This is a genomic window from Mycobacterium sp. IDR2000157661 (genome assembly GCF_022317005.1).
GTDB lineage: Bacteria > Actinomycetota > Actinomycetes > Mycobacteriales > Mycobacteriaceae > Mycobacterium.
Genome location: NZ_CP081006.1, coordinates 3,396,211 through 3,415,325, shown reverse-complemented (window position 1 = coordinate 3,415,325; position 19,115 = coordinate 3,396,211). Strand labels below are relative to the sequence as shown.

Annotated in this window: 18 protein-coding genes and 1 tRNA gene; 5 read left to right on the top strand and 14 right to left on the bottom strand. The window is 68.9% G+C overall.

The annotated features are described in order from the left end of the window. Positions 1-47: 47 nt before the first annotated feature. Entirely contained in the window at positions 48-779 is a 732-nt protein-coding gene (locus K3G64_RS17780; RefSeq protein ID WP_238886189.1) for a helix-turn-helix transcriptional regulator, read from the top strand. A gap of 10 nt (positions 780-789) precedes the next feature. Here K3G64_RS17780 and K3G64_RS17775 read toward each other — a convergent pair whose 3' ends face one another. Next, a complete protein-coding gene (locus K3G64_RS17775; RefSeq protein WP_238886187.1) occupies positions 790-1,638 on the bottom strand; it encodes an energy-coupling factor transporter transmembrane component T family protein in 849 nt (282 codons plus the stop codon). Further along, a complete protein-coding gene (locus K3G64_RS17770) occupies positions 1,635-3,677 on the bottom strand; it encodes an ATP-binding cassette domain-containing protein (RefSeq protein WP_238886186.1) in 2,043 nt (680 codons plus the stop codon). Before K3G64_RS17770 ends, K3G64_RS17775 begins: the two co-directional genes overlap by 4 nt. Positions 3,678-3,779: 102 nt before the next feature. Between K3G64_RS17770 and K3G64_RS17765 the strand changes: the two genes are divergently transcribed. Next, positions 3,780-4,220, top strand: coding sequence for a MarR family winged helix-turn-helix transcriptional regulator (locus K3G64_RS17765; RefSeq protein ID WP_238886184.1), 441 nt, complete (start codon positions 3,780-3,782; stop codon positions 4,218-4,220). 33 nt (positions 4,221-4,253) lie between these two features. On the opposite strand, the gene K3G64_RS17760 is transcribed toward K3G64_RS17765, so the two are convergent. Together K3G64_RS17760 and K3G64_RS17755 are read right to left on the bottom strand one after the other, a co-directional pair. Further along, positions 4,254-5,351, bottom strand: coding sequence for an esterase-like activity of phytase family protein (locus K3G64_RS17760; protein WP_238886182.1), 1,098 nt, complete (start codon positions 5,349-5,351; stop codon positions 4,254-4,256). Beyond that, the gene (locus tag K3G64_RS17755; RefSeq protein ID WP_238886181.1) at positions 5,351-6,082 is read right to left on the bottom strand and encodes a VIT1/CCC1 transporter family protein; all 732 of its coding nucleotides are present in this window, start codon (positions 6,080-6,082) and stop codon (positions 5,351-5,353) included. Before K3G64_RS17755 ends, K3G64_RS17760 begins: the two co-directional genes overlap by 1 nt. Before the next feature lie 121 nt (positions 6,083-6,203). Here K3G64_RS17755 and K3G64_RS17750 point away from each other — a divergent pair, with 121 nt between their 5' ends. Next, the gene (locus tag K3G64_RS17750; RefSeq protein WP_238886180.1) at positions 6,204-8,189 is read left to right on the top strand and encodes an acyl-CoA dehydrogenase family protein; all 1,986 of its coding nucleotides are present in this window, start codon (positions 6,204-6,206) and stop codon (positions 8,187-8,189) included. Positions 8,190-8,198: 9 nt separating this feature from the next. Here the strand turns inward: K3G64_RS17750 and K3G64_RS17745 are convergent, their stop codons facing one another. From K3G64_RS17745 to K3G64_RS17715, 7 genes are all read right to left on the bottom strand, one after another. Further along, on the bottom strand, positions 8,199-8,675 hold the full coding sequence (locus K3G64_RS17745; RefSeq protein ID WP_238886179.1) for an LppP/LprE family lipoprotein: 477 nt from the start codon (positions 8,673-8,675) through the stop codon (positions 8,199-8,201). Between the two features lie 35 nt (positions 8,676-8,710). Continuing rightward, the gene (locus K3G64_RS17740) at positions 8,711-9,193 is read right to left on the bottom strand and encodes a hypothetical protein (RefSeq protein WP_238886178.1); all 483 of its coding nucleotides are present in this window, start codon (positions 9,191-9,193) and stop codon (positions 8,711-8,713) included. A gap of 4 nt (positions 9,194-9,197) precedes the next feature. Beyond that, the gene (locus K3G64_RS17735; RefSeq protein WP_238886176.1) at positions 9,198-11,468 is read right to left on the bottom strand and encodes a DUF4185 domain-containing protein; all 2,271 of its coding nucleotides are present in this window, start codon (positions 11,466-11,468) and stop codon (positions 9,198-9,200) included. A gap of 168 nt (positions 11,469-11,636) precedes the next feature. Beyond that, positions 11,637-12,005 carry a hypothetical protein gene (locus K3G64_RS17730; protein WP_238886174.1) on the bottom strand — a complete coding sequence of 123 codons (369 nt, stop codon included), beginning with the start codon at positions 12,003-12,005 and terminating at the stop codon, positions 11,637-11,639. Between the two features lie 99 nt (positions 12,006-12,104). After that, the gene (locus K3G64_RS17725; RefSeq protein ID WP_238886172.1) at positions 12,105-12,386 is read right to left on the bottom strand and encodes a GlsB/YeaQ/YmgE family stress response membrane protein; all 282 of its coding nucleotides are present in this window, start codon (positions 12,384-12,386) and stop codon (positions 12,105-12,107) included. Between the two features lie 110 nt (positions 12,387-12,496). Next, positions 12,497-12,835, bottom strand: coding sequence for a hypothetical protein (locus tag K3G64_RS17720; protein WP_238886170.1), 339 nt, complete (start codon positions 12,833-12,835; stop codon positions 12,497-12,499). A 114-nt stretch (positions 12,836-12,949) separates the two neighbouring features. Beyond that, positions 12,950-13,022, bottom strand: a tRNA-Asn gene (locus K3G64_RS17715). 159 nt (positions 13,023-13,181) lie between these two features. Between K3G64_RS17715 and K3G64_RS17710 the strand changes: the two genes are divergently transcribed. Then, positions 13,182-13,442, top strand: a complete 261-nt coding sequence (locus tag K3G64_RS17710) for a hypothetical protein (RefSeq protein ID WP_238950775.1) — start codon at positions 13,182-13,184, stop codon at positions 13,440-13,442. Here the strand turns inward: K3G64_RS17710 and K3G64_RS17705 are convergent. The 3 genes from K3G64_RS17705 to K3G64_RS17695 are packed head-to-tail and all read right to left on the bottom strand — an operon-like array spanning position 13,439 to position 16,999. Next, entirely contained in the window at positions 13,439-13,741 is a 303-nt protein-coding gene (locus tag K3G64_RS17705) for a DUF7155 family protein (RefSeq protein WP_238886168.1), read from the bottom strand. The two genes, K3G64_RS17710 and K3G64_RS17705, sit on opposite strands and share 4 nt — an antisense overlap. 60 nt (positions 13,742-13,801) lie before the next feature. Beyond that, the gene (gene dnaG / locus K3G64_RS17700; protein WP_238886166.1) at positions 13,802-15,733 is read right to left on the bottom strand and encodes a DNA primase; all 1,932 of its coding nucleotides are present in this window, start codon (positions 15,731-15,733) and stop codon (positions 13,802-13,804) included. A gap of 9 nt (positions 15,734-15,742) precedes the next feature. Continuing rightward, positions 15,743-16,999 (bottom strand): deoxyguanosinetriphosphate triphosphohydrolase, encoded by a 1,257-nt coding sequence (locus K3G64_RS17695; RefSeq protein ID WP_238886164.1) that lies wholly within the window; start codon positions 16,997-16,999, stop codon positions 15,743-15,745. 65 nt (positions 17,000-17,064) lie between these two features. Here K3G64_RS17695 and K3G64_RS17690 point away from each other — a divergent pair, with 65 nt between their 5' ends. Then, positions 17,065-19,068, top strand: a complete 2,004-nt coding sequence (locus K3G64_RS17690) for a TPM domain-containing protein (protein ID WP_238886162.1) — start codon at positions 17,065-17,067, stop codon at positions 19,066-19,068. Positions 19,069-19,115 lie beyond the last annotated feature (47 nt).

The following is a 19,115-nucleotide window of genomic DNA, read 5'->3' as shown; positions in this document are numbered from 1 at the left end:
ACTTATGGTCGGCCCGTACGTGTGAGACGAGCCGACAGGAGCCCGCAATGCACATGGCCACGGTGCCCGACACCTCCCCCCGCCGCACCGCCACCCCGGGTGCCGAGTTGGTCGGCGTGGTGCTCGAGGCGTGCGGCCGCAGCGACGGCGATATGGCGGATTCCGTTGTCGCCTGCTTGATCACCGACACCGTCGAAGGCCTGCTCGGCCTCGGCCGCCCGGACGAGGCGCAGCGGTTCGTCGACACGCTGGACCGCCCCGGCGGCACGCGGACATGGCTGCCGGCGATCTGCCAGCGGTGCCGGGCGATGATCCTCGCCCACAGCGGCCAGGTGGACGCTGCGCTGGCGGCGGCGCGCGAAGCGCTGAGGCTGCACGGCGACTCCGTCATGCCGTTCGAGCGGGCCCGCGCACAACTTCTGCTCGGGCTCCTGCTGCGGCGTCAGCGCCAGAAGGCCACGGCCGCGGCCGCGTTGACCGACGCCCTGGCCGCCTTCGAGGCGCTCGGCGTCGAGTCGTGGGCCCAGCGGGTCCGCGCCGAACTCGACCGTACGGGCGTCGGGCGCTCGAACGCAGTGCTCACCCCCACCGAAGAGCGCGTGGCCGAGCTGACCGCAGTCGGGTTGACGAACCGGGAGGTCGCCGGGCGGCTGTTCCTGAGCCCGAAGACGGTCGAGGTCAACCTGACTCGCATCTATCGTAAACTCGCCCTACGCTCCCGCGCGCAGCTGACCGCGTACATGAACGGCATGCGAACCGGTGAGGCGCAAGCGTCCTGACCGTCGGGGATCAGCGGATAGCGGCGCTGGTGCTGGCGACCGTCAGCTCCAGCGCCAGGGCCGCACCGCACACCACGGCCACGATCAGGAAGGCCCACCAGTCGACGGCTTTCGGCCGCGACGGCGCCGCAGAGATCTGACCGGCCCCGCCGCGTGCGGTGATGGCGTCGCCCATCTCGTCGGCGCGCCTGAGCGCGACGGTGATCGCTGCGGCCAGCAGGTCGATGGCTTCCAGCCACCACCGGCGCAACCGGGCCCGCCGGCGCACGGGCGCCTCCTTGGGCCGCAATCTGCGTGCCGCGTAGAGCACCCGGAACTCGTCGATGAGCATCGGAAAAGCCCGCAGGGCCAACGCCAGCGCGACCGCCCAGTCCTGCACCGGCACTCGCAGCAGGCGCAGCGGCCGCCCCAAGGTGGCCACCGCGGGCGCGACGTCGGCGACGTTGGTGGTGAACGACACCATGGCGCCGAGGCCCAGCAGGACGATCGACAGGGCGGTGATCCGCAGGAAGTTGAGCAACCCGCCCACACCGACCTCGACCGAGCCGACACCGATGACGGGGTCGCCGCCGGCGAAGGTGGCGGTCAGCCCGCCGAGGAACACCAGGAACCACAGCCAACCGGGAATCGATGGCAGCGCACTGCGCGGAACGTTGGCCAGCCGCGCGGCCAGCAGCACCAGCGCCGCGACCGCACCGATCGGCACCCAGCCCGGGTAGAAGGTGAGCAGGACGCCGATGAGTGCGACGACGGTGAGTTTCGTTCCGGCCCACAGATCGTGGATGACGCTGGGACCGGGCACCGGCCGGAGCAGCACCACGGGTCGACGCTGCCGCCGGCCGGTCGACAGTGACGTCATGAGCGCCCTCCCGTCGCCGTCGGCGCCGGAACCAGCGTGCCGGCCTCCAGATGCAGTGTGCGCGGGCACAACTCCTCGAGGCCGGAGAAGTCGTGTGAGATGACGACCACGGTCAGCCCCGCGTTGCGGCGCAGATCGACCAGCAGCCGGAGCAGGCCGCGTGCGCTGGCCGCGTCCAGGCCGGCGAGCGGTTCGTCGAGGATCAGCGCGCGTGGTGAGCGCTCCAACAATCCGGCCAGCACCACCCGGCGCATCTGCCCACCGCTGAGCTGGTCGATGCGCCGTTTGGCCAGCGCGGGATCCAGACCGACGCTCGACAGCGCATCGACGACGCGGGAGCGGTCGCGGGTCGAAAAGCCGGCGGCGGAGGCGACTTCGAGGTCGACGCGGCTGCGCATCAGTTGCAGCCGGGCCGCCTGAAACGAAATAGCCACCGCGCCAACCTGTTCTGAGGCGGGCGAGCCGTCGAGCAGACAGCTGCCCGAGGTCGGCGCGGTGAGTCCGGCCATGATCCAGGCCAGCGTCGACTTGCCCGAGCCGTTGAGGCCGTGGATCAGAACACCGTCGCCTTCGTGGACGGTGAAGTCGATGTCGCGAAGCGCTGTGGCGGCCCACGGCGTTCCGCTGCCGTACTCGTGGCCGACACCGTGCAACTCGAGCACCGGGGTGTCGGAGGGGTGGCTCGCCGGCACCGTCGCGCTGGGAGCGGCCGCGGTGTCCACCATGTCGGTGTTGTCGTCGCCGCCGCTGCTGTCGGTGAGGTCGACGGTCCGGTCGGCGGCGTCGGCCTCGTCGTTGTAGTGGGTGATGTGCACCAGGGCCATCCGGTGGTGCCCCGTCAGCTCGGAAAGCACCGACATCAGACCGTCGCGCCCCTGCTGGTCGACCATGCTGGTGACTTCGTCGGCGATCAGCAGTGAAGGCTCGCGTGCGAGCGCGGCCGCCACCGCGAGGCGCTGCAGCTCTCCCCCGGACAACCCGCCGGTGTCGCGCTCGCCCAAGCCGTCGAGACCGACCTCGCCGAGCAGCCGCTGCACGTCGGTGGCCGTACCGGGGGGCAGGCCCCACACCACGTCGTCGGCCACGCGGGTGCCCAGGACCTGGCTTTCGGGGTGCTGCATGATCACCGCGGTTCCGCCGAGCCGGCCCAGCCCGATCGCCCCCGGGCGCTCGATGGTGCCCGAGGTCGGTTCGCGTCCGGCCAGCATCAGCATCAGCGTCGTCTTGCCCGATCCGTTCGCTCCGGTCACCGCCAGGTGTTCGCCGGGCTCGACGTGCATCGACAGCGGCCCGAGGGCGTCGTGGTCGGCCTTCGGATAGCGGAAGCGGACGTCGCGCAGGCGGGCGGGCACCGGGGCGATCGGGCCGTCGTCGGTCGACGACTCGAGCTTGTGGACGTCGGGGATGCCGAGCAGTCGTTCCATCACCCGCGAGAGCGCCCACCAGCCGACCAGGCTGACGAACGTGATGGACAGCACCCCGGCGCCGAAGAACAGCAGCGGCCAGTAGTCCAGTGCGGTGGCGAAGTCACGCTTGAGTCGGTCGGCCACGCCCTGCATCTCCGGGAAGCGGGCGATGATCGCCGCGGTGCCCTCGACGTTGGCGGTGACCGCCGCGAAGATGAGGTTTCGCAGCCGGACCAGAACGGTCAACGCCGCGACGATGACCGCGCCGAACACCGCTCCGGCGACGATGGCGACGAACAGCACCGTCACCGTGCCCCGGCCCCGGCGCTTGACGATTCCGGTGAGCCCCCCGATGTAGGCGCAGTTGACGACGGTCATGAAGCCGCCCATGCCGGCGATCAGGAACGCGATGATGCCGCCCGCGATGGTCGCGGTGAGCAGCACCCGCAACCGGTAGCGGTAGGCCAGCAGGCCCATCGGCACGGTGCCCAGCAGCGACAGCCCGGCCGCGAACGGCACCACGACCGCGATGATGGCGGTGGCCGCGCACAGCGCCGCCATGACCGAGGCCTGCGCCAGTTCGACGGGACGCAAGGGACCGGATGGTCGAGTCTGGCCTCCGGTCACGGTCATTGCACGATTCTGCCAGCCGCGCATCCGCGAGCCTGCACCGCGCTGTGAGCAGGCATCGGCGGGCCGGTTGATTCGCATAGCTGTTCTATGTAATCTGGCCGCATGACCGAGACCCTGGGAGCGGATCTGCTGTCCGTGGTCGCACGGATCAATCGACTGGCCACCCAGCGTGCGCGCCTGCCGTTCGGGTTCGCGCAGGCGCGCCTGCTGTCCACCATCGAGGATCAGGGCGCCGCGCGGATCTCCGATCTGGCCGCGCTCGATCACTGTTCCCAGCCGACGATGACCACACAGGTGCGCCGCCTCGAGGAGGCCGGACTGGTGTCACGCACCGTCGACCCGGCTGACGGGCGGGCGGTACTCATCCGGATCACCCCGGCCGGCGTCGCGACCCTGCGGCAGGTCAGGGTGGATCGCGGCGCGGCGATCGACCCCTATCTGGAGCGGCTCTCCGAAGTCGACCGGCAGACCCTCGGCGACGCCGTGGTCGTGCTGCGCAGGCTGCTGGCCGACGCGGTCGCCCCCGACGCCGTCCCGCACTGACCGACCGACCGCGATCGCCGTCGGCAGCGACACCTAAAGGGCGAAGGCCAGGAACTGCGTGATCTGGTCGTCGGAGAAGTTGTCGTCGCTGACCATCAGAACCGATCGGCGGCCGTCGGGCAGTTCCGGGCCGAACGTGATCGCCTCGACGTTGTCCAACGGGTCGACAGCAGACGTCAGGTCGGCCAGCAGTGTCTTGCTCATCGGCCGCACCGGCGGCGACGTCAACGACGATCGATCCGACACGTCCTCGGCGTCGCCGAGGGTGACGCGGTAGACGCGCACCGACACATGGCTGCCATACGAACGCTCGACCGCCAGGAAGTCGGTGTCGCTTAGGGCAAGCAACGCGGTCAACCCGTTGTCACCGTCGGGGCCGGTGGGTACCGGGTCCAGCGGATAGGCGTATTGCGCTGTTGCGCGGCGTGTTTCGACATTGAATCGCATGACGCGGGTGAGCGCGCCCGCGGCTTCGGTGGGAACGGCGCCGTCGTTGAACCCGGGGCCCTCCATCGCCGCCCAGAGCACCTGCCCGCCGGGCGCCAACGTCAGGCCCTCCAAGCCGAGGTTGTTGCGCGGCCCCGTCTGGCCGGTCGACGTGCGCAGCACCGGCGGCAGCGCGAACTCTCCGACGTATCGCCCGTCCGGGGTGGCGATCAGCACTCGCGGATCACTGAGCGCGGGCTCGTTGGGTGCGTCGAGCACCCGCGTGCCCTCGTAGGACCAGTACAGCAGTTGACGGCGGGGGTCGAACGCGATACCCTCCGGGTCCGGCGGCAGGCTCGGCGGTCGCGCACCGGTGTCCGAAGCAGCGAAGGGCTGACCGTCCCGGTTCAGCCACGGATGCGTCGAGACGAACTCGACATTGTCGACGCCGTTGTCGCTCAACGAGATCCGTGCGGTGTAGAAGCGTGCCGGGTTCTGCTCCGAGCGGTCGTCGCTGGCGATGAAATACAACTGGGTAGCGGGGTCGTAGTCGATGTCCGACAAGCCGCCCACGACGGTGCCGTCGAACTGCTTGCCGGGCAGCTGCAGCTGACCCAGGTAGGTCAGCGGCGCGGGGGCGGTGGCCGCGGCGCCGCACGCCGACAGCATCGCCGCGCACAGCAGCAGGCCGAGGCAACGCCGCACTACAGCACCTTGTCGACCAGCGTGCCTACCACATAGGTGGCCGCGATCGCGACGGCCCCGAACGCCAACTGGCGCGACGAGGCCAGCCAGACCGGTCGACGGGTGAACTGCGCGGCCACCCCGCCTGCGACGAGCAACCCCGCCCCGCCGCACAGCAGGCCCGCCCACAGGGAGGCGAATCCGAGCAGGTACGGGATCAGCGGGATGATGGCGCCGATCGCGAACAACACGAACGACGATCCCGCCGCGACCCACGCAGATGGCTTCTCGCGCGGGTCGATGCCCAGCTCCTGCACCAGATGGAAGTTGATGGCGCGGTTCTCGTCGCGATGCACCTCCTCGGTGGCCCTGGCGGCGGTCTCCTGCGTCATCCCCATCTCCATCAGCACTTGCACCAGCTCAGCCTTCTCGGCGTTGGGATGCTTGCGAAACGCGCGCCGCTCGACGCCCACCTCGGAGTCGATCTGCTCGTTGGCGGTGGTCACCGAGGTGTACTCGCCGAGCGCCATCGAGAAGGCGCCTGCGAGCAGCCCGGCCACGCCGCTGAGCACCACGGTGCGCGCGTCCGCGGCGGCCGCGACGCCCGCGATCAGCGCGGTGTTGCTGACCAGACCGTCCATCGCACCGAAGGTGGCGGCCCGCAGCCAGCCCCCGGTCACGTCGGCGTGCCGGTGGTGAACGGTGTGCGGCAGACCTGTCGGCGACAGCGGGGCGTTCTCCGATTCGGGCATACCGCGATTCAACGCCAAGGGAACGGCGCGGGCTAGCCAGGGTCGCCTTGGTTGGTGACGTCACGCTTGCGGTTTGTGACATCACAGTTTGCGAATCCTTTCGGAGGGTTACCGTCGAGTCATGACCAGTACCGCGGACCATCTGCGCAACGCACTCGACGGCCGGTGGCGCGATGTGAAGAACAAGATGCGCAAAGAGCTCTCCAGTGAGGTCTTCCGGCCGCACTACACGCCGAACACCGTCATCGCACGCACGAAGGTGGGCGAGCAGATGAGGATCATGGCCGACCGCGGCGCGGCGGAGGACGGGTTCAAGAAGGAGCACGGGGGCAACGGAGACGTCGGCGCCGCGGTCACCCAGATCGAGATGCTGGCGATGTCGGATCTGTCGCTGATGGTGAAGGCCGGCGTGCAATGGGGGCTGTTCGGTGGTGCTGTCGAGAACCTGGGCACCGAGCGCCACCACGAGGCCTACGTCCAGAAGATCATCGACCTCGACCTGCTCGGCTGCTTCGCCATGACCGAGACGGGCCACGGCAGCGACGTGCAGTCGCTGGAGACCACCGCGACCTACGACCCGGCCACCCAAGAGTTCGTCATCCACTCGCCGACACCCACCTCGCGCAAGGATTACATCGGCGGTGCCGCCGAAAGCGCGCGCGTTGCAGCGGTTTTCGCACAGCTCATCACCGCCGACGACGAAGGCCACGGCGTGCACTGCTTCATCGTGCCGATCCGTGACGAGGAGGGCAACGACCTTCCGGGTGTGATCACGTCGGACTGTCATTACAAGGGCGGCCTGCCCGGTGTGGACAACGGCCGCATCCAGTTCGACCAGGTCCGCATCCCGCGCGAGAACCTGCTCAACAAGTACGCCGACGTCGCCGAGGACGGCACCTACTCCTCACCGATCGAGAACGTCAACCGCCGCTTCTTCACGATGCTGGGCACGCTGATCCGCGGCCGCGTGACCGTCGGCGGCAGCGCCGGCGCGGCGGCACGCGTCGCCCTCGACATCGCGACCCGGTATGCGTTGCAGCGCAGGCAGTTCTTGGCGCCAGGTGACGACGACGAGGTCCTGATCATGGATTACCTGGTGCATCAGCGACGACTGTTCCCCCTGATCGCCAAGTCGTACGCGCTGCAGTTCGCCCAGAACGAATTGGTGGCCAAGTGCCACGATCTGCAGACCGCCGACGACCCCGACCCCGAGGAACAGCGTGAGCTGGAATCGCGGGCCGCCGGCCTGAAGGCCGCCAACACCTGGCATGCCACCCGCGCGATCCAGGAGGCCCGCGAGGCCTGCGGCGGCGCCGGCTACCTCGCCGAGAACCGGCTCATCGCGCTGAAGGCCGACACCGACGTGTTCACCACCTTCGAGGGTGACAACCACGTGCTCACCCAGTTGGTCGCCAAGGAACTGCTGACTGCGTACGCCGACGACATCAAGGGCATGAGCCCGGTGGAGTGGGTTCGCTTCGCCGCCAACTTCGCCGGTGAGCGGGTGCTGAAAAGGACTGCGGCCGAAACGATCATGCAGACCATCCTCGACACCCGGCAGGACAACGAAGAGGAAGGCAGCCTGTTCAACCGGGGCACGCAGCTGCAGATGTTCGAGGACCGCGAGGAGTACATGCTGTCCCGGGTGGCGCGCCGGCTGCAGAGCAAGTCCAAGGAGATGAGCGCCTTCGACGCGTTCAACTCCGTGCAGGACCATGTGCTGCACGTGGCCCGTGCGCACATCGACCGCGTGGTGCTCGAGGCGTTCATCGCCGGCATCGACTCCTGCGAGGACACTTCTGTCGAGGGGCAGGAGGCCCGCAAGATCCTCAACATGGTGTGCGATCTGTATGCGCTGTCCGTGATCGAGGAGGACCGGGCCTGGTTCATGGAGCACCGGTTCGTGTCCACCGAGCGGGCCAAGGCCGTCACGCGCGGCATCAACGAGCGCTGTCGCAACCTGCGGCCGTACGCCGAACTGCTGGTCGACGGCTTCGGTGTCCCCGAGCAGTTGCGCTACGCCGAGATGTTGCATCCGGAGAAGATCCCCGACACCGACGAGCATGAGGAGAAGGACGCGACCAGCGCGGGCACCATCGAACCGTAGCCGGGGGGACTACGGACCCGGGACGGGGTCTAGCGCCTCGAGCCTGCCGTCGCGAATCGTGAAGCGGGCGGTGCCGATTCCGGTCGGGCAGCACGCCGGCTCGTCTGCCTGTCGCCACTGGTACTGCACCACGGCCGTGTCATCACCCTGCGGTGTGACCGCGACGTAGGGCCGCGGGTCGGGCGTCGGCGTGCCGAGCGGCGAGTTGCGGTCGAAGAACAGCACCTGCTGCGGGCTGTCGGGGGCGGCGCCCGCGGTGACGATCACCCAGTGCAACCGGCAGTCGGCGCTGTGTCCGCGCGACGCCTCACGCCACGATGCAGAGGGCAGGCGCGCGATCTCGCTGTCGAGTGTCGCGGTGCTCGGCCCCTCGGCCTGGCCACAGGCCACCGAGGTGGTCGGCGACGCGGGCGGTGGACTCCATCCACAGCTCGTCGAGACTCCCAGGCCGACGGTCAGGACCACGGCCGCTCTCAGGTGACGCATGGGCCGAGCTTACGGCGCAGATGTGGGGCCGACGGTCAGGCGCGAACCCACAGGCAGTTGCCGGCCAGTTCGATGGTGAAGGTTCTGGGCGGTAATTCGATGGAGACCGGGTCCCCCGCCCTGCCTTCATCGGTACGCACGTCGCTGAGCACACCCGGGCTCACCACGACTTGATGCTGCGCTCGGCACACACTGCTCGAATCCTGCGGTGTGCCAGTCCAACTGCCCGCCGCCATGTCCGGGTTGCGCTGGCCCTGGCCGTGCAGCTTCAGCGGTGGACCGGAACTGAGCCACCGGTCGGCCGGTGGCTGTGGCGTCGTTTGCATGCGCCACGCACCGTCCTGGCAGACCGACGGCATCGTGTCGCCCGGCAACAAGGTCCTGACGCCGGTCCGCTCAGGAGTGCAGGCGCCCGCGGCCTGGGTCGGTGCGGGGCCCGCGGGCCCGGCGGGCTCGGCACATGCCACCGGCGCGCTGCAGAGCGTCAGCAGCATCGCCAGCAGCACCGACCTCAGCACCGGATCAGACCTTCGAGAGGTCGGTGCGCATCAACATGACGTTGTAGTTGCCCCAATGCGACAGGTTCCAGTACAGGTCGTTGCCGCTGCCCAGTGTCGACGGCGACCAGGGGTGCATCATCGGTGCGTAGATGCCGCCGGCCTGCTGCGGCATCAAAACCTTTGCGCTAGACCAGGTTCCCTGCGGTGTGTCGGAGGTCCGCATCACGATGTTGTTGAACTGGTCGCCGTAGAGCACGACGTACTTGTTCAGAGACTTGTTGTACTGCACGGACATCTCGCTGACCTGGTTGCCGGGATTCGCGACGCCGCAGGCGCCCTGATCCACGCCGAACACGGAAGTGGCCGCGCCGGGGTTGTTCTTGTGCCATCCAGCCGGTGTGGCTCCCCAGCCGAACCATCCGCCGGCGGTGCCCTTGCTGTAGTACTCGTACTGCGACAGGTTCAGGATGTCCTTCTCCGGCACGCGGGACACATAGGCGGCACCCTGGCGGCCGTTCGGCGTGCCGTACATGTAGACGTAGCCGTCACCGGGTCGCACGAACGCCGACTGCTGGAAGTTCTGGTTGCCGGTCCACGGCTGGTTGTAGCGGACGGTCTGCGGCGCCACCTTGAAGGTCTCGCCGTTGTCGTCCGAATATGCGATCGCCGAGTAGTTGGTCGTCCACGAACCCGGTGCGCCCCATTGCGTGACCGACATGAAGCTCACGTACTGGATCGCGCCGAACCTCGAACCCGGAGTAGGTATGGATACGCCGGCCGTGGGGATAAGCGTGATACCCGCGGGCAGACCCTCTGGGAAGATGACCTGCCGGGCGCGGTACTGCGTGGGGCCCAACGGCGCCCCGCCGAACATGTTGCCGTTGTACCACTGACCGTCGGGGATCTCCATGCCGTTGGCCAGGTCGATGTCGGAGCTGCGGAAGATGGTGTTCGATCGCCAGTCGCCTTGCATGTACGGGCCGGCGAACGTGTCGCCTACGGCGATGAGGACCTGGTTCTCGTTGATGTCTTTCGTCAGCGGATTGTCGGGAATCCCGTTGTCCCACATGATTCCCAGGTCCGTGCCGTAGACGCTGTAGCGGCTCAGCGTGTTGGCCAGCAGCGGGTTCTGAACCGTGGCATCGGCCTGGCTGGGATAGACGTAGGGGCCGGTCACCCAGCTCACGAACTTCGTCGACGGGCTGACCTGGGCGGGGAACGGCGGCGCGGGCGTCGGGATGACGGGCGCCGCCATCGCCAAACGAGCCATGGGCTCGGTGAGCGCCGAAAACGCGGTAGGCGAGGTCAGCGAGGTCGGCGCAGTCAGCGCGGTCGGCGATGTCGAAGCCGTCGACCCTCCGGCGAGCGCGGCGAAGAACCTGTCGAACTCGCGACGCGCAAACGCCAAAAGTCCCCAGATCAGCGGTGGCTGCGCTGGACCACCCGGTACGTTGCCGGCCAGCGGGCTCAGCACCCAATTCAGCGCGCTGGAGACGACGTTCGCCACCGCCGTGAAAACGTCGCGCGGTGCGGCCGGAGCCGGCACAGCCGTCGAGGCGGTCATCGGCGCGTAGGTCTGGGTGGCGGAACCGGCCAGCACGCGGGCGTCGGCGAACACCGCCACCTGGGCCGCTTCCTGGAAGGTCGTGGCCGGATCCGACAGCGACTGCACCGTGCGGGCGGACGTGGCGGTGGTCGGTTGGGTTTGCCCCGCAGGCGACGTCTGCGGCTCGAACGACCCGCTTGCCGGTGCGGTGATCACCTCCGAACCACCGTTGGAGTCCGTAGAGGCCGCTGGTTTCTGCTCGAGGCTCGAGTCCGGGGTGACTCCGGGGTCGAGCGTGACGGCCGCCCCGGGCTCGACGGTGCCGGTCGGGGCCGGCTCGTTCGGTTGCGCACCCTCGGCCTGCTCGCCGCTGGTGGGCTCGCTGCTCGACGACCCCGTGTTGGTCTGGGCGCTGACGGTCACGCCGCCGGTGACGGTCGTCGTCGTCGTCGACGAGTCGTCGCCCTCGTCGGCGGCCTCGTCGCCCTCGTCGGCGGCGTCCTCGTCGGCGTCCTCGTCGTCGCCCTCGTCGAGGGTGGACTGCGTATCGGTGCCCGTCGTGGTGCCGGTGGCCGTCACGGTGTCCGTGGTGTTGCCGTTCGACGATTGCTCGGTGTTGGGGGGATTGGAGGTGTTCGACTCGGTGCTGTCGGCTGATGCGATCCCGTGCCCGGTCGCGATCGCCGTCCCCACACCCAAGGCGACCGCCAACCCCCCGACGCGACCGATGTACCGCGCAGCTCCCATGAGTTCCTCCAAAAGCAATCCCCCGGCCCGTCAATATTTAGGCTATTAAATAGCACCAGACGGTACTCCACAGCAAAAGAGCCGAAGGTCCCATGAACAACAGGGGTCGCTGTGGTGATGATCTTGATGGGACTTTGCCGACCTTGCTGGTTGGACCAGCAAAAACTGCTACGAAGTAAGACCGGCCTTGCGCAGCGCCTCTTCGTACAGTCCGATCGCCTCGCCGAGGCCGTCGTTGACCCAGGCATCGACCATGCCGACGCGATCGGCGACCATCTGCACCTGATTGACCCACTGTTGGAACTCGGCGTCGCGGCGCAAGGTGTCGATCTGCTGCTGCGACCCCTGGATCAGGATGAATCCGCCCAACTCGGTGCTCTGCGGCCGAAGGATCGCGGTGTCGAAGCGCTCGATCGCCCGCTCCTGCTGCAGTCGAAGCAGGTACCCGGTCGTCGTCTCCCGAAGGAGTGCGAGCGCCTGCACTTCACGTCCACGCGCGGGGATTCCCCACGCGATCCACAATCCCGCATCGGCCATGCACCCATCATGCGTGGCGCACGCGTCCTGCCGCCGTCGACACACACATCGGCCCGCCATCTCATCGAGATGGCGGACCGATGACTTAGACGGTGACCGCTACCGCGGGGCGCGCGTTCCGGTGCTGCGCCGACCGGTGATCGCCACATAGATGCCGATCAGGATGACGGCAACCACCAGACCGATGACGAACGGGATCGGCGAGAAGATCTTGTCTCCGGTGCCGAAGAGTTCGTTCGAGATCCACGAGCCCAGCAGCGCCCCCACCGCGCCGAGCAGGATGGTGATCAGAACACCGACGTTCTGCTTGCCCGGCATGATGAGCCGGGCGAGGGCTCCGAGAATGATCCCTGCGATCAGCGCAACGATGATTGTCCACACGGCGATTTCCTCTCCAAAGACACTCGCGACAAAACTGTCACCCCTTCTTGGTACCCACGGTGGGTCGCCTGGAACCGTCTGCGCGGTGAATGTTCGGTAACCGAAATCGACTAAGGCGCGGGCTGGCGGATGACTCCGGGTCTGGGGAACTGTTGGAGGAACCCGAAGAAGTCGCGGACCTCGGTGGTCGTCGGCACGAACTGGTCTATCAACCCGTCGATCTGCCCGATGGTTGCGGGCGGCACAGCGTTGGGTGGCACGTACTCCCGCCACATGCCGTCGAGCACGCCGACCACGGGCAGCACGTCGGGACCGCCGATCGTGGGGCCGGTGAACTCGGAATCGGCTGGCTGGGCAGCGGCAGGAGAAACGGCGACACCGAATGCCAAGGCGGCCGATGCGGTGGCGGCAAGGAGCAGCCTCGCCGCACTACGAGCTGAGGGGAGCATGCTGTTCCTTGACATCGCTGAGCAAGCTGAGGATTCAGTATCGTAATGACGCGTGGCCGGCACGACCGGCGAATCGGAGATCAGGGTGGGTCTCGGGGCTGCGAACGATGAGTGCTCCCCCGGCTGGACTCGAACCAGCAACCCTTCGGTTAACAGCCGAATGCTCTGCCAATTGAGCTACAGGGGACTGCTCTCCCGCGATCACGGTAGTGCGCGGGCCGAGGGATGACTCTAGCGCACGTGCCGCTCGGCCCGCCAATACGCCGCTGCCGGGCGCACACCCGCCCGCGTGAGGCAGGATGGAGCCCGACTCAAGACCAACGCAGCACTGTCCGGGAGGAGCCTTGTGATCGGGTATCTCGTCGTATTGGGGGTCGGCTACGTGTTGGGCACGAAGGCGGGCCGGCGCCGATATGAGCAGATCACCGGAACGTACAAGGCGGTCACCGAGAGCCCCGCGGCCAAGGCCGTCATAGACGCCGGGCGCCGTAAGATCGCCGACCGGGTCTCACCGGATCCGCCGATGGTGACGCTCACAGAACTCGACCCCGGAACCGCGGTCATCGGTCCCGAGGTCGTGCGGGATAGTGAGGCTCAGAAGCGCTAAAAGCCGGTGCCGCCGCCGTAGATCCGGCCCGGGAACAACGGTCCCGTGCTGATCCCGGGTCCGTCCGGCCCGTACAGGCCGAACTCCGGGGTGCCGACGTTGACGCCGTTGCCGTTCGAGTAGCCCATGCAGTTGTTGTCTTCTTTATTGCCGAACCACGCCAGGCACTGGGCCGCGGGCTGGCCGGCGTCGCTCGAGCCGAGGAGTGAAGCCGCGATCGGCGCCGCGACGGCGGCCACCGCGAAGGCGCCCGCGGCCACGAGCCGGCGCGCCCGGTTGTTCGTCGATGTCACGTGCATGCCTTCCTCGCCGTTCCCCGACGGTTTAATAGCGCGCCCACCATATCGCGTTACATCAGCTCACGCAGAGATGTCGTCGCCGCTGGCCTGTTCGAGCAGGCTGCGGCGATACGCCTCCATCGCGACCAGGTCCCCGAACAGCGCGTGGTACTCGTCGCCCTGCTCGACGGGCGACATCCGCTGCAGCTTCGACTTGACCTCGGCGATCTGGCGGCCGACCCAGACCTCCTGCAGCCGAGCCAGCACCCCGCCGATGTAGCGGGGCAGCCTGTCGTCGTCGACGACGTTGATGGCTTCCACCCCGAGTTCGTTGACCAGGCTGGCGGCCGCGGGTGAGGCGGTCTTGTCGCGGACCGCCTCGATCCAGTGCGCGCCGGACTGGCTGGCCGAGGTACCGCCCGCCGCCTCGATCGCCGCCCGCACCGCGGCGTAGCCGGGATGGGTGAAGCTGTCGACGGTCAAGGAGTCGAACACCGGCCCGGACAGCGCGGGGTACTGCAGCGCGCTCTTGAGCGCTTCGCGCTGCGGCCACAGCGTCGGATCGGCCGGGTCGGGGCGCGGCCCCAACTCCGGCGGCCGCGATCTGCTCGGTTGGGCGCCTTCGGCTGCCGTGCGCCGCCGTCCACCGCGCTCCGGCAGGCCCCGCTTCTGCGCCTCTTCGCGCACCCGGGACAGCACCTGCGGTTCGTCGGCCCAGCCGACCCAGCCGGCGAGCCGACGCGCGTACTCGTCGCGCAGCATCGGCTCCTTGATGCGCGCGACCATCGGCACGCAGCGCCGCAGCGCCGACACCCGGCCCTCGGCGCTGTCGAGGTCGTGCTCGGCCAGCGCGGTGCGGATCGCGAACTCGAACAACGGGGTCCGCCGGGCCACGAGGTCGCGCAGCGCGCCGTCACCGAAGTGAAGCCGGATGTCACACGGATCCATCCCGGCCAATTTGTCTTCTGAGGCGACGGCCACGAATGACTGCCCGGCCAGGTTCTGCTCGCCCTCGAACGCCTTGATCGCCGCCGCGCGGCCCGCCGCGTCGCCGTCGAAGACGTAGATGAGCTCGCCGCGGAAGAAGTTGTCGTCCATCATCAGCCGGCGCAGCATCGCCAGATGCTCGTCACCGAAGGCCGTGCCGCAGGATGCGACGGCGGTCGTCACCCCGGCCAGGTGCATCGCCATCACGTCGGTGTATCCCTCGACGACCACGGCCTGGTGTCCCTTGGCGATGTCGCGTTTGGCCAGATCGAGACCGAACAGCACCGACGACTTCTTGTACAGGACGGTCTCGGGCGTGTTGACGTACTTGGCCTCCATCGGGTCGTCGTCGAAGATCCGCCGCGCGCCGAAGCCGATGACCTCACCGCCGCTGGCCCTGATCGGCCACAGCAGCCGGCGATGGAAGCGGTCCATCGGACCCCGCTTGCCTTCGCGCGACAGTCCCGCGGCCTCCAGCTCCTTGAACTCAAACCCCTTGCGCAGCAAGTGTTTGGTCAGCGAGTCCCAGCCCGAGGGCGCGAACCCGCACCCGAACCGCCGCGCCGCCTCGGCGTCGAAATTGCGCTCCAGCAGGTACTGACGGCCCGGCGCGGCCTCCTCGGAGTTCAACGCCTGGGCGTAGAACTCCTGCGCGGCGGCGTTGGCGGCCAGCAGCCTGCTGCGACTCCCCCGGTCGCGCTGCACGTTCGTCGCCGAGGCGCCGGTGTAGGTGATGGTGTGACCGACGCGGTCGGCCAGCAGTTCGACGGCCTCCACGAAGCTGACGTGCTCGATCTTCTGGAGGAAGGCGTAGACATCGCCGCCCTCACCGCAGCCGAAGCAGTGGAAGTGGCCGTGGTTTGGCCGGACGTGGAACGACGGGCTCTTCTCGTCGTGGAACGGGCACAGGCCCTTCATCGAGTCGGCGCCCGCCCGCCGCAACTGCACGTAGTCGCCGACGACGTCCTCGATGCGCACGCGGTCACGGATGGCCGCGATGTCACGATCAGCGATGCGGCCGGCCACCGGGCCAGTCTAGGCCGGTTCCAACCGCTCCAATCGCCCCTCTGTGAATGAGGCGACCTGGTCGATCACCACGCGCAGCCGGGCGCCGTCGTCGGCCGCGGCGTTGAAGGCCGGCACGTAGATCGGGTCCAGGGTGGCCGGCGCCCCGGCGAGTATCCAGGCGACCACCCGGTGCACGCGTTCGCGTTGTCGCGACTGCAGTTCCAGGTGCCGCGGGTCAGACATGATGAACTGCAGCGCCAGGACCTTGAGCACCGCGACCTCGGCCCGCACGAGCGCGGGTACCTGCAGGTCCGCACGGTAGCGGGTGAGCGGCCCGCCGCCGGGCCGGTGCCGGGTCGCAGCGATCGCCGCCGAGGCGAACCGGCCGACGAACTCACTGGTCAACCGCTTGAGCGCCACCGAAGCGGTGAGCGTGCCGTCGTACTTGCCGACGGCTGCGACCACCGGCAGATCCGACAACCGCGCCGCCGCGGCGACGAGGTCGTCCGCAGGCAGGCCCGCCCCCATGCCGCTGGCTTCGCCGAGCCGGCCGAGTTCGGCGGCCGCGTCGCCGTCGGCCAGCACCCGCATGTCGATGCGTCCGGAGACCACACCGTCCTCGACGTCGTGCACCGAGTACGCGACGTCGTCAGCCCAGTCCATCACCTGCGCCTCCAGGCACGGCTTGGCGACCGGCGCTGCCGCACGCACCCAGTCCGCCGCGGGCCCGTCGTCGTCGTAGAACCCGAACTTGGCCTGCTGCGGCCCACGCCGCCACGGATACTTCGTGACGGCGTCGAGCGCGGCGCGGGTCAAGTTGAGTCCGGCGCTGATTCCTTCGCCGTCAAGCACTTTGGGCTCGAGACGGGTCAGGATGCGGAAGTTCTGCGCGTTGCCCTCGAAGCCGCCGTGGTCGGCGGCGATCTCGTTGAGCGCCCGCTCGCCGTTGTGCCCGTACGGCGGGTGGCCGATGTCGTGGGCCAGGCCGGCCAGGTCCACCAGGTCGGGGTCGCAGCCCAGTCCGATCGCCATCCCGCGACCGATCTGCGCGACCTCCAGCGAATGGGTCAACCGGGTGCGCGGCGTCTCGCCCTGACGGGGCCCGACGACCTGGGTCTTGTCGGCCAGCCGGCGCAGCGCGGCGCAGTGCAGCACCCGCGCACGGTCGCGGGCGAAGTCGGTGCGGTGTTCGGCGTCGGTGCCGGGCAACGCGGCAGCCTTGGGCGGTTCGGCCACGAATCGCTCGCGGTCGAACTCGTCGTACGGATCTTGCTGCGCGGCCACCGACGCACAGTCTGCCAGGACTGTTCGACGGTACGGCCGGGTCGGCTCCCACTACATTGGCGGGCATGCGACTTGCACGTCTGCTCAGCCTCGTGCTCGCGGTGCTGGCAGTCGGCCTGCTGCTCGCGCCGGCCACCGCGGCCGAACCGCCGTTCCGGCTGACCGGCTACGTCACCGACGGCGCCGGTGTGCTCAACGGCGCGGAGCGCAGCCGCGTGACCACCGCGGTCGACGAGCTGTACTCCGAACGCAGGACGCGCCTGTGGGTGGTATACGTCGATTCGTTCTCGGGCCAGTCGGCCGAGAGCTGGGCCGCCACTACACGACGGCTCAGCGACCTGGGCGACTTCGACGCACTGCTGGCCGTGGCCACGGTCGATCGCGCCTATGCCTTCCTCGTTCCGGACACCGCCACCGAATTGAGCGCCAGCCGGGTGGATAGCCTGCGGCGCAACGCAATCGAGCCCGAGCTGCGCCGAGAGGACTGGGCGGGAGCTGCGGTGGCGGCCGCCGACGGGCTCAACGCCTCCCCGACGTCGGGCACCGGCCTCAGCTGGTTCGGGGTGTTGATCATGCTGGGGATCGTGGCGGTCGCAGTCGGCCTGTTGCTGCTGTGGCGCCGCCGCCGTCGGCGCAAGCGTCGCGAGGCGGAGTTCGCGGCGGCCCGCCGGGTCGACCCGTCGGACCCGAACGCGTTGGCGGCGGTGTCCCTCGACGCCCTCGACGACCTGTCGCGGGCGATCGTGGTCGACGTCGACAACGCGGTGCGCACCAGCGAGCACGAACTCGAGATAGCGATCGAGGAGTTCGGAGCCGAACGAACCGAGCCCTTCACTCGCGCGGTCAACGGTGCGAAAACGACACTGGCGCAGGCTTTCAACGTCCGCCAGATACTCGATGACGCCATTCCGGAGACCCCGGCGCAACGCCGCGACCTGTTGACGCGCGTGGTGGTGGCGGCGGCCAAGGCCGACCGGGAGCTCGACGCGCAGAGCGAGGCGTTCGCCAAGCTGCGGGATCTGGTGATCAACGCGCCGACCCGGCTGACCGCGATGACGCAACAGGTGGTCGACATCACCGCCCGCCTCGCCCCCTCCGAGCAGACGCTCGCCCAGCTGCGAACCGAGTTCGACGCCGGTGCACTGACCTCGGTGAGCGGCAACGTCGATGCCGCCAAGGAGTTGCTGAAGTTCGCCGACCGCAACCTCACCCGCGGCCGCGAGCTGGCCAACCGGCCGGTGGCAGGACAGCAGGCCGAACTGGTCGACTGCGTGCGCGGCGCCGAGTCGGCGTTGGCGCAGGCGCGATCACTGCTGGACTCGGTCGACAGCGCGGCCAGCGACATCCGCCGCGCGGCGGCCACGTTGCCTGCCGCGATCGACGACGTCGAGAACGGCATCAAGCAGGCCGGCGAACTGCTGCGCCAAGGTTCGGTGCCCAGCGCCACGGGACTCACCGAGGCCCGGGACGCCGCGGCGGCCGCCGTGGCGACGGCCCGACGCACCGGGTCGACCGACCCGCTGGGCGCGTTCACGCAGTTGACCACGGCCGACGCGAACCTCGACCGGTTGCTGGTGACCGTCGAGCAGGAACGCGAGGCCGCCGAACGGCTCAACCGGACCCTGGACGAGGCGCTGTTCACCGCGCGGTCGCGGGTGCGCTCGGTGTCCGACTTCATCGACACGCGCCGCGGCATCGTGGGCCCGGAGGCGCGGACCCGGCTCGCAGAGGCCGTGCGGCAGATCGGCGCCGCCGAGGCGAAGCGTTCGACCGAGCCCGCCGAAGCCGTCGCCCACGCCAACGGCGCGGCCATGCTGGCCGCCCAGGCCCAGCACCTGGCCAATTCCGACGTGCAGAATGCCCAGAATTCGTATCCGGGTCCGTTCGGTGGCGGCCGTGGCGGAGGCAACATGGGAGCGATGATCGGCGGCATCCTGATCGGAAACATCCTCAGCGGCGGAATGCGCGGCGGGTTCGGCGGATTCGGCGGCGGAGGGTTCAGCCCCGGCTCGTTCGGCGGCTCCGGCGGCGGTGGTGGCGGCATGTTCGGCGGCGGCGGCCGCTTCTGACGCCGTATGCGCGAGCGTGCGTGTCTGAACACCACATGCCGCAGATC

Excerpts from the sequence above, each read along its gene's own strand:
- K3G64_RS17780 (WP_238886189.1), top strand. The coding sequence starts at position 48 with ATGCACATGGCCACGGTGCCCGACACCTCCCCCCGCCGCACCGCCACC.
- K3G64_RS17775 (WP_238886187.1), bottom strand. The coding sequence starts at position 1,638 with ATGACGTCACTGTCGACCGGCCGGCGGCAGCGTCGACCCGTGGTGCTG.
- K3G64_RS17770 (WP_238886186.1), bottom strand. The coding sequence starts at position 3,677 with ATGACCGTGACCGGAGGCCAGACTCGACCATCCGGTCCCTTGCGTCCC.
- K3G64_RS17765 (WP_238886184.1), top strand. The coding sequence starts at position 3,780 with ATGACCGAGACCCTGGGAGCGGATCTGCTGTCCGTGGTCGCACGGATC.
- K3G64_RS17755 (WP_238886181.1), bottom strand. The coding sequence starts at position 6,082 with ATGCCCGAATCGGAGAACGCCCCGCTGTCGCCGACAGGTCTGCCGCAC.
- K3G64_RS17750 (WP_238886180.1), top strand. The coding sequence starts at position 6,204 with ATGACCAGTACCGCGGACCATCTGCGCAACGCACTCGACGGCCGGTGG.
- K3G64_RS17745 (WP_238886179.1), bottom strand. The coding sequence starts at position 8,675 with ATGCGTCACCTGAGAGCGGCCGTGGTCCTGACCGTCGGCCTGGGAGTC.
- K3G64_RS17735 (WP_238886176.1), bottom strand. The coding sequence starts at position 11,468 with ATGGGAGCTGCGCGGTACATCGGTCGCGTCGGGGGGTTGGCGGTCGCC.
- K3G64_RS17730 (WP_238886174.1), bottom strand. The coding sequence starts at position 12,005 with ATGGCCGATGCGGGATTGTGGATCGCGTGGGGAATCCCCGCGCGTGGA.
- K3G64_RS17720 (WP_238886170.1), bottom strand. The coding sequence starts at position 12,835 with ATGCTCCCCTCAGCTCGTAGTGCGGCGAGGCTGCTCCTTGCCGCCACC.
- K3G64_RS17705 (WP_238886168.1), bottom strand. The coding sequence starts at position 13,741 with ATGCACGTGACATCGACGAACAACCGGGCGCGCCGGCTCGTGGCCGCG.
- K3G64_RS17690 (WP_238886162.1), top strand. The coding sequence starts at position 17,065 with ATGCGACTTGCACGTCTGCTCAGCCTCGTGCTCGCGGTGCTGGCAGTC.